The organism is Flavobacterium sp. CAN_S2 (assembly GCF_015752255.1).
Taxonomy (GTDB): domain Bacteria; phylum Bacteroidota; class Bacteroidia; order Flavobacteriales; family Flavobacteriaceae; genus Flavobacterium.
The window spans coordinates 956756-969289 of sequence record NZ_JADOVA010000001.1; the positions used below are offsets into that span (position 1 = coordinate 956756).

General features: G+C 34.9%; 13 protein-coding genes. 6 read left to right on the forward strand and 7 right to left on the reverse strand.

Features of this window, described 5'->3' with window-relative positions; translation table 11 throughout:
• Positions 1–8: 8 nt before the first annotated feature.
• Together IWX80_RS04285 and IWX80_RS04290 are read right to left on the reverse strand one after the other, a co-directional pair.
• On the reverse strand, positions 9–1349 hold the full coding sequence (locus IWX80_RS04285) for a dihydroorotase (RefSeq protein WP_196852294.1): 1341 nt from the start codon (positions 1347–1349) through the stop codon (positions 9–11).
• A gap of 12 nt (positions 1350–1361) precedes the next feature.
• Complete coding sequence (locus tag IWX80_RS04290; RefSeq protein WP_196852295.1) at positions 1362–2087, reverse strand: polyprenol monophosphomannose synthase; 726 nt, start codon at positions 2085–2087, stop codon at positions 1362–1364.
• 103 nt (positions 2088–2190) lie between these two features.
• Here IWX80_RS04290 and IWX80_RS04295 point away from each other — a divergent pair, with 103 nt between their 5' ends.
• The 3 genes from IWX80_RS04295 to IWX80_RS04305 all read left to right on the forward strand — a co-directional run bounded on the left by IWX80_RS04295 (position 2191) and on the right by IWX80_RS04305 (position 4260).
• Positions 2191–2862 (forward strand): DUF4271 domain-containing protein, encoded by a 672-nt coding sequence (locus IWX80_RS04295; RefSeq protein WP_113634109.1) that lies wholly within the window; start codon positions 2191–2193, stop codon positions 2860–2862.
• A gap of 12 nt (positions 2863–2874) precedes the next feature.
• The gene (locus IWX80_RS04300) at positions 2875–3624 is read left to right on the forward strand and encodes a uroporphyrinogen-III synthase (RefSeq protein WP_113634110.1); all 750 of its coding nucleotides are present in this window, start codon (positions 2875–2877) and stop codon (positions 3622–3624) included.
• 165 nt (positions 3625–3789) lie between these two features.
• Entirely contained in the window at positions 3790–4260 is a 471-nt protein-coding gene (locus IWX80_RS04305) for an Lrp/AsnC ligand binding domain-containing protein (RefSeq protein WP_073352582.1), read from the forward strand.
• 123 nt (positions 4261–4383) lie between these two features.
• Here the strand turns inward: IWX80_RS04305 and IWX80_RS04310 are convergent, their stop codons facing one another.
• The 5 genes from IWX80_RS04310 to IWX80_RS04330 form a co-directional block, all read right to left on the reverse strand.
• Complete coding sequence (locus tag IWX80_RS04310) at positions 4384–5073, reverse strand: zinc metallopeptidase (RefSeq protein ID WP_196852946.1); 690 nt, start codon at positions 5071–5073, stop codon at positions 4384–4386.
• A 139-nt stretch (positions 5074–5212) separates the two neighbouring features.
• A complete protein-coding gene (locus tag IWX80_RS04315; RefSeq protein WP_196852296.1) occupies positions 5213–5809 on the reverse strand; it encodes a hypothetical protein in 597 nt (198 codons plus the stop codon).
• Positions 5799–6269: an RNA polymerase sigma factor gene (locus tag IWX80_RS04320; RefSeq protein ID WP_196852947.1), complete on the reverse strand. Its 471-nt coding sequence runs from the start codon at positions 6267–6269 to the stop codon at positions 5799–5801. Before IWX80_RS04320 ends, IWX80_RS04315 begins: the two co-directional genes overlap by 11 nt.
• Before the next feature lie 2 nt (positions 6270–6271).
• Positions 6272–7120: an alpha/beta fold hydrolase gene (locus tag IWX80_RS04325; RefSeq protein WP_196852297.1), complete on the reverse strand. Its 849-nt coding sequence runs from the start codon at positions 7118–7120 to the stop codon at positions 6272–6274.
• A 188-nt stretch (positions 7121–7308) separates the two neighbouring features.
• A complete protein-coding gene (locus IWX80_RS04330) occupies positions 7309–10362 on the reverse strand; it encodes a class I tRNA ligase family protein (RefSeq protein WP_196852298.1) in 3054 nt (1017 codons plus the stop codon).
• A gap of 170 nt (positions 10363–10532) precedes the next feature.
• Between IWX80_RS04330 and IWX80_RS04335 the strand changes: the two genes are divergently transcribed.
• From IWX80_RS04335 to IWX80_RS04345, 3 genes are all read left to right on the forward strand, one after another.
• Positions 10533–11408, forward strand: a complete 876-nt coding sequence (locus IWX80_RS04335) for a cell division protein FtsX (protein WP_091166133.1) — start codon at positions 10533–10535, stop codon at positions 11406–11408.
• A 71-nt stretch (positions 11409–11479) separates the two neighbouring features.
• Positions 11480–11722, forward strand: a complete 243-nt coding sequence (locus IWX80_RS04340; protein ID WP_091166136.1) for a DUF3098 domain-containing protein — start codon at positions 11480–11482, stop codon at positions 11720–11722.
• The gene (locus IWX80_RS04345; RefSeq protein WP_091166139.1) at positions 11723–12532 is read left to right on the forward strand and encodes an undecaprenyl-diphosphate phosphatase; all 810 of its coding nucleotides are present in this window, start codon (positions 11723–11725) and stop codon (positions 12530–12532) included.
• The last annotated feature ends 2 nt before the right edge of the window (positions 12533–12534 follow it).

Here is a 12534-nt window from a genome sequence, read left to right on the forward strand (position 1 = left end):
GATACATTTTATCTTTCAAACAACAAACGTTTTCCGGCCCGAATATCTTTCACTTTAAAAGCGGTGTAGACTAATTGTCCGTTGACAAAAGTATGGGTGATTCTGGATTTAAAAGTAAAACCTTCAAATGGAGACCAACCACATTTAGCCAAAATATTTTCTTTTTTCACACTCCAAGGCAAACCTGAATTTACGATAACCAAATCTGCATAATAACCTTCTTTGATAAAACCTCGCTTTTCAATTTTGAAAATTTTAGCCGGATTGTGGCACATCTTTTCTACAATTTTCTCTACGCTAATTTTTCCTTGATGGTGCGCTTCAAACATTGCTACAACAGCGTGCTGAACCAGTGGACCACCAGAGGGCGCATTCAAATAGGATTGTTTTTTCTCTTCTAAAGTGTGTGGGGCGTGATCTGTAGCAATCACATCAATTCGGTCATCAAGCAAGGCTTCCCAAAGCACTTTTCTATCATTGGCTGTTTTTACCGCAGGATTCCATTTAATCAGATTGCCTTTTGTAGCATAATCATCATTGGTAAACCATAAATGATGCACACAAACTTCGGCAGTGATTTTCTTTTCTTCCAAAGGGATTTTATTGGTAAACAAATCCATTTCTTTGGCCGTCGAAAGATGAAAAACATGCAAGCGAGCACCTGTTTTCTTAGCCAGAGCAACCGCTTTGGAAGACGAAATATAACACGCTTCCTCGCTTCGGATCAGGTGATGCACCGTAACGGGAACATCCTCTCCGTACTCTTCTTTATATTTTGCTAAATTGTTTTGTATTGTAGTTTCATCCTCGCAATGCACCGCAATAAGCATGGGTGTACTGGAAAATATTTTTTCTAGTGTAGCTTCATTATCCACCAACATATTTCCGGTTGAGGAACCTAAGAATATTTTGATTCCGGCAACATTCTTTGGATTGGTCTTCAAAACTTCCTCCAAATTATCGTTGGTAGCACCCATCATAAACGAATAATTCGTATACGATTTCTGTGCAGCCAATTCATATTTTTGCTCTAATATTTCTTGAGTAACCGCATTTGGAATCGTATTGGGTTGTTCGATGTATGAAGTGATTCCGCCCGCAACTGCTGCTCTGGATTCGGATTCAATATCGCCTTTGTGCGTGAGTCCTGGCTCTCTGAAATGTACTTGATCATCAATAGCTCCCGGAATCAGAAAATTCCCTTCGGCATCAATAATTTTACAATCGGAGAACTTGGCACTGATACTTTCTGAAATTTCAACAATTAAGTCATTCTCAATTAATACATCGCCTTCAAAAATTACCCCTTCATTTACTATTTTGGCATTCTTAATTAAAACCCTGTTCATCCTATCTTTTTCTTATAATGTGTTGACTAATCTTTTTAATCTAAGCGCAATAACTCCAAAAACGGCTTCAACTATAATTGAATTACTCATCTTGGATTGCCCTTTTGTCCGGTCGGTAAAAATAATTGGAACCTCCGTAATTTGAAATTTTTTACAATATGTTCTGTATTTCATTTCAATCTGGAAAGCGTAACCAACGAATTTTATTTTATCTAAATTGATCTCTTCTAAAACTTTTCTCTTGTAACAAACGAATCCCGCTGTGGCATCATGAATTTTCATTCCTGTAATCATTCGCACATAAACCGATGCGAAATACGACATCAGAACGCGACTTAACGGCCAGTTTACCACATTTACACCAGTTACATAACGGGAACCAATCGCTAAATCAGCATCACCAAAATGACAGGCGGTGTATAATTTTTCTAAATCGTTGGGGTTATGGGAAAAATCAGCATCCATTTCAAAAATGAAATCATATTTGTGTTGCAACGCCCATCTGAATCCATGAACGTAAGCTGTTCCTAAACCTGATTTTTTTTCTCTTTTTTCCAAAAACAAACGGCCTACAAATTCTTTTTGAAGTAAAACAACCTTATCAGCAGTGTGATCCGGCGAATTATCATCAATAATCAGAACATGAAAGGGTTTGTGTTGCGAAAGCACCGATCGAATAATGCTTTCAATATTTTCAATTTCGTTATAGGTAGGAATTATAACAATACAATCATTCATATTTCGACTAATTTCACCGCAAAAGTAAACTTTTTATGCCATTTCAGCCTTAATAAAATTATAATAAAAAGAATCATGGAAAAATTAGTAATTTTGTAGCGTTATGATCGAAACTATACTTCATCCAAGAATAACTGAGAACAAAGACTGGGCAACTGTGCTTTTCGTTCTGTCCTTTGCGATTATTGCAATTACTAAATCTGTTTTTGAAAATCGATTTGGTGATTTTGCAAACCTGATTTTTTCCAATAAATACACCAAAGTATACAGAGACAGCAGTCATCTAAAAAGTGGATTTACCGTCGCATTATTTTTTGTCCAAGTTATTTCTCTTGCGTTTTTTATTCAAATTTCGCTGAGTTATTTTGGCAGTGCCTCAAAAACTGATTGGTTGCTTTACATCCAGATATTTACGTTTCTGGTTTTCTTCATTTTATCGAAATATTTGATCGAAAAAATAATTGCCACTTCCTTCAATATCGAAGAATTTATGGAGCAGTTTAACCTCCAAAAGGTAACGTATAGAACTTATATTGGACTAATCATACTGCCGTTGAATATTATTTTGTTTTATTACGACTCCTTTTCAAGAAATATTCCGTTAGTAATTATCGCTATAATTATAGTAATCAACATATTAACATATTTGATTTCAATAAAAAACTATCAAAATTTAATATTCGGTAAGTTGTTTTATTTTATTTTATATCTTTGCGCTCTCGAAATAGCTCCCTATTATTTTATGTATTATTGGTTTACCAAAGGGAGTGCTTAGAAAACGTTAAATATGAAAGTGAAAACAATTTTGGTGTCACAGCCTGAGCCTAAAGTGGAGAATTCCCCTTACTTTGAACTTCAACAAAAGCATAAAGTAAAAATTGATTTCAGACCTTTTATTCACGTAGAAGGAGTTAATGCAAAAGAGATTAGACTTCAAAAAATCGATCTTAACCATTACACCGCGATTATTTTAACGAGTAAAAATGCCGTAGATCATTTTTTCAGAGTGGCTGATGAAATGCGATACAAAGTTCCTGAAGGATTAAAATACTTCTGCCAATCTGAAGCTATTGCTTTTTACCTGCAAAAATACGTTGTGTACAGAAAACGTAAAATTTACGTTGGACCAAAAGATTTTGCTGATTTATCTCCGCTGATAAAAAAATACAAAGACGAAAAATTCTTATTACCTGCTTCAGACCAATTGAATGCCGATGCGCCAATAACGCTAAACGCACTAAAAGTAGATTGGACTCCAGCCGTTTTTTACAGAACCGTAATGAGTGATTTATCCGATTTAGCCGATGTATATTATGATGTTTTGGCTTTCTTTAGCCCAACTGGAATAAAATCTTTATTTAAAAACTTCCCAGACTTCGAACAAAACAACACTCGAATTGCCGTTTTTGGAAGCACTACACAAAAAGAAGCGTTAGATCACGGTTTGAGAGTGGATATCCTTGCACCAACACCAGCAACACCTTCTATGACAATGGCTTTGGAAAAATACATTATTGAAGCTAATAAAGGAAAATAAAAAAATTACTTTTCAGATACAATTAAAGCCATTCGTAATCCGAATGGCTTTTTTTATGAACTAAATTATAAAAAAGGCGAGTTATTCTTTACACTAATCGTTTTTTACTTAAATTTGATTTCCAATCCAAACTAAATTTTACATTTTAGTTTAAAACAACAACTTATGAAAATCAATTCCCTAATAGTAGAAATTGACGGCATCGACAAAGAAATTTTACGCGACCTGATGGAAGATGCCCGAAAACCAATTCTTCAAATCGCCAATAAAATAGGAATTTCAGGAGCTGCAATCCACCAACGTTTGCGAAAACTGGAACAATCCGGCGTTATTTCGGGATCAAAATTCACGGTAAATAATAAAATTCTCGGTTATAATACGATGGCTTTTGTTGGGATCTATCTCGATAAAGCCGCCAGAAATCCGGAAGCCGTGAGAGATTTAAAGAAAATCCCAGAAGTATTGGAATGCCATTACACCACTGGAAACTGGTCTATTCTGATAAAAATTATTTGTCGCGATAACGAACATTTAATGCAGTTGCTCAATACCAAAATCCAAGCGATAGAAGGTGTTTCCAGAACAGAAACCTTCATTTCATTAGACCAACAAATCGACAGACAGATTCAACTTTAGATTTTTAGATAATTGGATTTTTAGATTATTAGATTTCTAAAACAAGAAAACCGTCTCGTAGTAAAACAAGACGGTTTTTTATACAATTCATACAAAGATCTAACCTTCTAAAAGTCTAGTAATCTAATCTCTCCTGCTTCCTCCCATATAAATGGAAACGTAATATAATAACGTTGCGATAGATCCTAAAGCAGCTACCACATACGTTCTGGCAGCCCATTTCAGGGAATCTTTCGCTCCAGCTTGTTCTTGTTGCGTCAGCATTCTTTTGTTTTCTAACCAAGCTAATGCGCGATTACTCGCGTCATACTCGACCGGTAATGTAACTATCGAAAACAAAGTGGTTGCGGCAAAAATGATAATCCCTACCAATAATAATTGCGGAAACGTTTTCATCATTAAGATTCCGGCAAGCAAAATCCATTGCATATACGTTGACGCCACATTCACCACCGGCACTAATTTAGAACGCATCGTCAACCATTGATATCCCACAGCGTGTTGCACGGCGTGACCACATTCGTGCGCCGCAACAGCAGCCGCAGCCGCATTGCGTTGGTTGTAAACCGCCTCACTTAGATTCACGGTTTTATCTACCGGATTGTAATGATCCGTCAAACGTCCTGGTGTTGAGATTACTCTCACATCGCGAATTCCGTTATCGGCAAGCATTTTTTCGGCGATTTCTGCGCCTGACATTCCGTTTTGTAATTGTAATTTAGAATAATGTTCAAATTTGCTTTTTAGTCTTGAACTAACTAACCAGCTAAAAAGCATAATTGCTCCGGCAAGAATCAAATAACCCATTCCCATATTTTTGTTTTTTAATTGTATTGTTAAAGTTAATAAAGAGTCATCAAAATCTGAACCAAATTTTCTCAATGTCAATTTGGCATTTGTTAAATAAAAAATCTAGCAACAAATGCCAACAAATTAATTTTCCGCAGTGGAGCTATACATCTGCTTCTAATTGATTATTAATTCTTTGAAAGGTATCAATTAGCGTATCGATTTTCGAATTCTCCTTAACTATTTGTCTTGGCCGCAAGTAAAACCAAACAAATCCCATCCAAAATAATAAAACAGCGTACACAAAAAATCCCCACAAAAAAGACATCATTGATGCGTATTCATACATGTACAGGCATGTTCCCAGCCCGAGAACTACAAAGTAAATACTTAACATTTTGGACTGCAAGAACTTTTGTTTTGTTTTAATTGCTATTAATTTCTGTAAATATGCCGCATTACTATCGGTGTTGTCCAGTTCTTTATACGCATCAAATAATCTATTATAAACCAATAGATAGATAGCCATTATGGCAACGTTCAAAACAATTCCTATTTTGGTTGAAAGAAATTGCGGTTGGTAGTAATACCAAATTAAAAGTATTAAAACGCAAGTTGCAATCAGCATAGCATTTGTAAGTATTAATCTTCGCAAACTTGTTTTTTTAAAATGTTTTAGCTTAGCAAGTAACTCATTAATACTGGGTTGACTTATTGATTGTTTTTTCCATAAATCTTTAAAATCTATATTATTTTCCATTTTCTTTAAACTTTTGAGTTAATTTATCTTTTATTCTATGAATTTTCACTCTAACATTAGCTTCAGAAAGCCCAACTATTTTAGCTATTTCTGCTTGTTTAACATCTTCCAGTTCCAGTGAAATGATGATACGTTCCGTTTCTGGTAATTCTGCAATGCATTTATACAAAAACTGAATCTGAGGTTCTATAGAATACTGTTTTTCTTCGGTGATATGAAGAGGCAATTCTGATTTAAGGAATCGTTTCTCTTTCTCAATCTGCCGCAAACAATTATTAGAAGCAATTCTAAAAATCCAGGTACCAATACCTGATTCGTTTCTAAAGGTATCTAGTTTTTGCCAGACAATAATGAACGTTTCCTGAGCCAAGTCCTGCGCAATATCATAATCGTTAACAAACCCCATGCAAAGCCTGAATATTCTGTCCCAATAGGTTTTATAGATGTTTTCGAACTCCATCATTACGATTTTATAAAATTTGTAAGCTGTGCCAGATACCATTCTTTGTCATCATACATGATAAAATGTAAACCTTTAGTAGCATATTGAAAATTGGCCGTTTTTAAATTTACAAACTGTGCTTCGACAGGCGTTTTATAATTAGCAAAACCATATTCTAATAATATTAATGAAGGACATTTTATTGCCCCTATTTTATCTCTCAAATCAGTATTGGAAAAATCACAATACATTTCGCTAAACGTTTTTCTGTCTGATTTCATGCTCCAGCTGATTGCTTTGTCTTGCTTTGAGGCATCCGCCAAAAGCATCGCCATATTTCTTTTTTGCATTTGATAAAATTCGTCTTCTGACATAGGCGATATTTGATTATTCATTGCAGTACAATCATTGTTTTCCTGTGACTTAAAAGAAGGGTCTCTTAAAGCCGACAAACAAGGAAGCGCATCGACAACTACAATTTTAGCAATTAAGTCTGGATAATCAGAAGCGATAGCTAATGCAAGTCCTCCGCCCATACTATGACCAACGATAATTGGTTTTTCGATTTTATTCTCTTGAATATAGTTCACAATTTCTTTTTCCCAATTTATAAATGAAGGATTTGGTTGTGGTTGAACTCCGGCAAAACCAGCCATCGTAAAAGTATAACAGGTAAACTCTTTTTCAAAATTCGCTTTTGTTTCATTCCAAACATCACCTGAGCTTGCAAATCCAGGAATAAATACAATGGATCGCTCTCCTTTTCCTGATTTTACAACTTCAAACGGATATGATTTTTTTTGTCCAAATGCATTAGAACACATAACAGAAAACACAATTGCAGCAATAATTAGAATATACTTTTTCATTTTTAATAGTTTTAAATTGTTAATTAATCGGATCCGTCCTTTGGATACGGCAACTATTAAAATGTTACAAAAGTTTTCAAAAAAAATAAATTTAAATTGCTTAATCCTTATAAAATAGGGCAAAAAAAATTCCAAATCCCAATAGTAAAATTGGAATTTGGAATTTAAAAATAATAAAATCCTAAAGATTACCCCACCAAATTGATGATTTTTCCAGGAACAATTATCACCTTGTTTGGCGTTCTGCCTTCTAATTGTTTGATAGTTCTTTCGTCTTTCATTACGATTTCCTCGATTTGTTCCTTGGTTAAATCCAAAGGTAAAACCATCGTGAAACGCATTTTTCCGTTGAAAGAAACTGGATATTCCTTTTCGCTTTCCACTAAATATTTAGCTTCAAAAACTGGAAAATCAACGGTTGCAATCGAACCTGTATTTCCTAATAACGACCATAATTCTTCTGCAATGTGCGGCGCATACGGCGAAATCACAATTGCTAAAGGCTCCAAGATAGCTCGTGAATGACAGTTTTGAGCGGACAATTCATTCACACAAATCATAAACTGAGAAACTGATGTATTAAAAGAGAAACCTTCAATATCTTCCGCAACTTTCTTGATCGTTTTGTGTAATGATTTTAGGTTATCTTTTGTTGGTGCGTCATTAGTAACAATCAAACCACTATCATCAAAATACAAACGACACAATTTTTTCAAGAAACCAAAAACTCCTGAAATTCCTGCGGTGTTCCAAGGTTTTGCTTGTTCCAATGGTCCTAAGAACATTTCATACAAACGCAAGGTGTCAGCTCCGTATTCGTTACAAATATCATCTGGGGTTACCACATTGTATTTCGATTTCGACATTTTTTCGATTTCGCGACCTACAATATATTTTCCGTTTTCTTCCGTGATAAATTCTGCATCAGCATAATCTTCTCTCCATGCTTTGAATTTATCAATATCTAATTCATCAGAAGAATTTACCATTGAAACATCAACGTGAATTGCAGCAATTTGAATATTAAATAATGATAAATCTTCCTTTTTTAAATTTTCTATTTTAGTTCTTAAATGAGGATATTCAATAATCAAATAATCTTTTACCTGCTCAAAACTTTTTGATATAACTTCTTTATCTACATCAGCCCTAAAATCATTAACATTCTTATATTTTGAACTAATAAAAAACGAAGGAATCTTCAATGTTGTTTCTATTAATCTAATATCTAAACTTTCAATAAAGAAAAAAGGAGTTATTCTATACACAAAAGCACTCATTCCCAAAATCATTCCCTGATTAATCAATTTCTTGAATGGTTCTTCGGTTGGTGCAAAACCTTTGTCTTTTAGGAATTTATTCCAAAAACGGGAATACAATAAATGACCTGTAGCGTGTTCGCTTCCGCCAATATATAAATCCACACTTTCCCAATATGCCAAAGCGTCTTTACTTGCAAACTCATTTTCATTGTGCGCATCCATATAACGCATCCAATACCAAGAACTACCCGCCCAACCTGGCATCGTGTTCAATTCAAGAGGATGAATTGTTTTATTGTCGACTAAATCCGTATTTACAACTGAATTTGTTTCGGTATTCCAAGCCCAAACCGTAGCGTTCCCTAAAGGCGGCAAACCATCTTCGGTTGGCAAGTATTTCTCTACTTCCGGCAAGATGATTGGCAAATGTTGCGCATCAATCATTTGCGGCAAACCATTCACATAATAAACCGGAAACGGCTCTCCCCAATAACGTTGGCGAGAAAAAACGGCATCACGCAAACGGTAATTCGTTTTTCCTTTTCCTTGGTTTAATTTTTCTAATTCTTCAATTACTTTTTGAGTTCCTTTTTTGTAATCTAATCCATTTAGAAAATCAGAATCTACCAATTGAAAACCTTCTTTGGCTCCAAAAGCTGCTTCCGAAATATCTTTATCAAAAATGTTCTTGATTTCCTGCATTCCGTTTTGACCTTTGAAGAAATTCGCAAAAGCATAATCTCTTTCGTCACCACAAGGAACCGCCATAACCGCTCCTGTCCCGTATCCTGCCAAAACATAATCCCCAATCCAAACCGGAATTGGTTCCTTGGTAAACGGATGTTCTGCATACGCACCTGTAAATACTCCAGAAATAGTTTTTACATCGGCCATACGTTCTCTTTCGGAACGTTTTGACGTTTTTTCTATATAAGCATCTACTTCTGCTTTTTGTTCTGCAGTTGTAATTTGAGAAACTAATTCGTGTTCCGGAGCCAATGTCATGAACGTAACTCCAAAAATTGTATCGGGACGCGTTGTGAAAACCGCAATTTTAGCTTCTGAATTTTGAACATTGAATTCCACAGTTGCTCCAACGGATTTTCCAATCCAGTTTCTTTGGCTTTCTTTGATGCTTTCGCTCCAATCAATATCGTTCAAACCTTGCAACAAACGTTCTGCATAAGCCGAAATTCGCATGCTCCATTGCGTCATTTTTTTACGAACAACCGTAAAGCCGCCACGTTCTGAAACACCATTTACGATTTCGTCATTTGCCAAAACGGTTCCTAATCCCGGACACCAGTTCACCTCAGTCTCGGCTAAATAAGTCAATCTGTATTGCAGCAAAATTCTCTCCTGCTGTTCTTTTGCGAAAGCGTTCCATTCATTTGCCGAAAAAGCTTCTATATTTTCATCGCAAACCGCATTGACATTTGCATTTCCTTCTGTTGAAAAAATGGAAACCAAAGTCGAAATATCTTCGGCTTTATCGCTGTTTTTATTGTACCAAGAATTGAATAATTGGATAAAAATCCATTGTGTATGTTTGTAATAATCCGGATTTGAAGTGCGGACTTCTCTGCTCCAATCGAAGGAAAATCCAATTTTATCCAATTGCTTTCTGTATCCCGAAATTTTATTTCCTTCTTTATCCGTTCCACCGTCAATATTTACCGAAGTCGTATCTTCAGGACGTTGTCCCGTTTGTATCGCATATTGTTCAGCAGGCAATCCAAAACTATCGTAGCCCATTGGGTGCAATACGTTAAAACCTTGGTGTCTTTTGTATCTGGAATACACATCAGAAGCGATATATCCCAGTGGATGCCCTACGTGTAATCCCGCTCCAGATGGATAAGGAAACATGTCAAGCACGTAATATTTAGGTTTTTCTGAATTGTTTTCGGCTTTAAATGTTTGGTTTTCTAACCAATATTTCTGCCATTTGGCCTCTATTTCGTTCGGATTGTATTTCATTTCTATAAAAGTTGCAAAGTTGCAAAGGGACAAAGCTTCGAAAGCTTTCTCACGATGACTATTTTTAGGTGCCAAATTTACGTTTATTGTACGAAAGTTGAAACTTTGAACGTTATTAACTTTAAATAAAGAAATTCTTTATTATTTTTACCCAATAATTTCAATAAACTATGAGTTCTTCCTTTGATAATTTTCAAAAACGCCGGTTAATTTCCTCTTATTTTTCAGTAGTGCTAAGTGTATTCTTAGTTTTGTTTCTATTGGGAATATTGGGACTTTTTATTATAAATTCTAAAAAATTAGCCAACGATTTCAAAGAAAATATTGCCATGACGGTTTTTTTCAAGAATGAAGCCAATGACAGCATTGTGAAAGCTTTTGGAACCCAAATAAAAGCAAGTCCATTCGTAAAATCATACACGTATGTGACCAAAGAAGCTGCCGCTAAAGAACATACCGATATTATTGGTGAGGACTTTATGGAATTTCTAGGTGAAAATCCATTACAAAACTCCTACGATATTCACTTGAAAGGTGATTATGTAATTAAGGACAGCATCACAAAAATTGAAGCTGGCTTGCGCAAAAATACTATGATTTCGGATATTGTATATGACAAACAATTAGTGAATTTAGTAAACGACAACATCAAAAAAGTGAGTATGTGGATTTTAATAATCAGCGGATTCCTTGCTGTTATTGCCGTATTACTAATCAATAGTTCATTACGTTTATCGATACATTCGAACCGATTTATCATCAAAACCATGCAAATGGTAGGTGCCACCAAAGCCTTTATCAGAAAACCTTTTGTAATGCGAAGCATAAAACTGGGAATGATTGGAGCAGTTTTGGCAGTTTTAGCATTAATTGGTGTTTTAATTTATGTTGAAACCAGTTTTCCAAATCTTGGTATTTTAGAAGATAAAGCTATGATTGGCTTGGTTCTACTAGCCGTTTTAGGAATTGGCGTCTTGATTACTTGGTTAAGCACGTACTTTGCAACACAACGTTTCTTGAACTTAAGAACAGACGATTTATACTAATATTTATTAGTTGATTAATATAAACTCATTATCATTCGGCATTTTTAGATGCTGAACTAAATTCAGCATAAATGAAAAACAACGAACAGAAACCAGAATTTCTTTTTGATAAAATAAATTACAAAATCTTATTAATTGGGATTGGAGTTATTGCCTTGGGATTTATTCTAATGTCAGGCGGCGGAAGTGACGATCCAAATGTATTTAGCGAAGACATTTTCAATTTCAGAAGAATTCGATTGGCACCAACAACCGTTTTAATAGGTTTTGGAATAACTATTTATGCCATTCTTAAGAATCCCAAAAACGCATAAATGAATACATTACAAGCATTTTTAATTGCTGTTATAGAAGGATTAACAGAATATCTTCCCGTTTCCTCTACCGCTCACATGGTTTTTCTAAGTTCTTATTTTGGAATTCAAGAGGATGATTTCGTGAAACTTTTTCAGGTTTCTATTCAGTTTGGAGCCATTTTGGCGGTAGTCGCTTTATATTGGAAGAAATTTTTCGATTTCTCCAAATTCAACTTTTACATTAAACTGATTTGTGCCGTAATTCCAGCATTGGTTTTAGGAAAATTATTTGATGATAAAATTGAAGCAGTTCTTGGAGACCCTATTCCCATTGCGATTGTATTAATTTTAGGTGGGGTAATTTTACTTTTTATCGACAGTCGTTTTCAAAGTCCAACCGTAATCAAAGAAGAAGATATCACGGTAAAGAAAGCCGTAATCATTGGTTTTTGGCAATGTTTAGCAATGATGCCGGGAACAAGTCGTTCTGCTGCCTCAATCATTGGAGGAATGCAACAAGGATTAACGCGTCATGCCGCAGCGGAATTCTCTTTCTTCTTGGCAGTTCCAACCATGATGGCCGTTACCTGTTATTCTGTATTCTTAAAAACCTATGAGTCTTCACAAATGAAAGGCTACGAATTGATTTTAAAATCAAACGAAAACATACAATTATTCTTGATAGGAAACGTGGTTGCTTTTATCGTTGCCATTATAGCAATTAAATTCTTCATTGAAATCATCAAAAAATACGGTTTTAAACCTTGGGGTTGGTACCGAATAATCGTTGGAATATTTTTATTGATTTACTTTTCATACTTTAAATAAAT

What these genes read in the sequence shown, in the direction of transcription:
- IWX80_RS04285 (WP_196852294.1), bottom strand. Translation starts at nt 1,349, where the DNA reads ATGAACAGGGTTTTAATTAAGAATGCCAAAATAGTAAATGAAGGGGTA.
- IWX80_RS04290 (WP_196852295.1), bottom strand. Translation starts at nt 2,087, where the DNA reads ATGAATGATTGTATTGTTATAATTCCTACCTATAACGAAATTGAAAAT.
- IWX80_RS04295 (WP_113634109.1), top strand. Translation starts at nt 2,191, where the DNA reads ATGATCGAAACTATACTTCATCCAAGAATAACTGAGAACAAAGACTGG.
- IWX80_RS04300 (WP_113634110.1), top strand. Translation starts at nt 2,875, where the DNA reads ATGAAAGTGAAAACAATTTTGGTGTCACAGCCTGAGCCTAAAGTGGAG.
- IWX80_RS04305 (WP_073352582.1), top strand. Translation starts at nt 3,790, where the DNA reads ATGAAAATCAATTCCCTAATAGTAGAAATTGACGGCATCGACAAAGAA.
- IWX80_RS04310 (WP_196852946.1), bottom strand. Translation starts at nt 5,073, where the DNA reads ATGGGAATGGGTTATTTGATTCTTGCCGGAGCAATTATGCTTTTTAGC.
- IWX80_RS04315 (WP_196852296.1), bottom strand. Translation starts at nt 5,809, where the DNA reads ATGGAAAATAATATAGATTTTAAAGATTTATGGAAAAAACAATCAATA.
- IWX80_RS04320 (WP_196852947.1), bottom strand. Translation starts at nt 6,269, where the DNA reads ATGGAGTTCGAAAACATCTATAAAACCTATTGGGACAGAATATTCAGG.
- IWX80_RS04325 (WP_196852297.1), bottom strand. Translation starts at nt 7,120, where the DNA reads ATGAAAAAGTATATTCTAATTATTGCTGCAATTGTGTTTTCTGTTATG.
- IWX80_RS04330 (WP_196852298.1), bottom strand. Translation starts at nt 10,362, where the DNA reads ATGAAATACAATCCGAACGAAATAGAGGCCAAATGGCAGAAATATTGG.
- IWX80_RS04335 (WP_091166133.1), top strand. Translation starts at nt 10,533, where the DNA reads ATGAGTTCTTCCTTTGATAATTTTCAAAAACGCCGGTTAATTTCCTCT.
- IWX80_RS04340 (WP_091166136.1), top strand. Translation starts at nt 11,480, where the DNA reads ATGAAAAACAACGAACAGAAACCAGAATTTCTTTTTGATAAAATAAAT.
- IWX80_RS04345 (WP_091166139.1), top strand. Translation starts at nt 11,723, where the DNA reads ATGAATACATTACAAGCATTTTTAATTGCTGTTATAGAAGGATTAACA.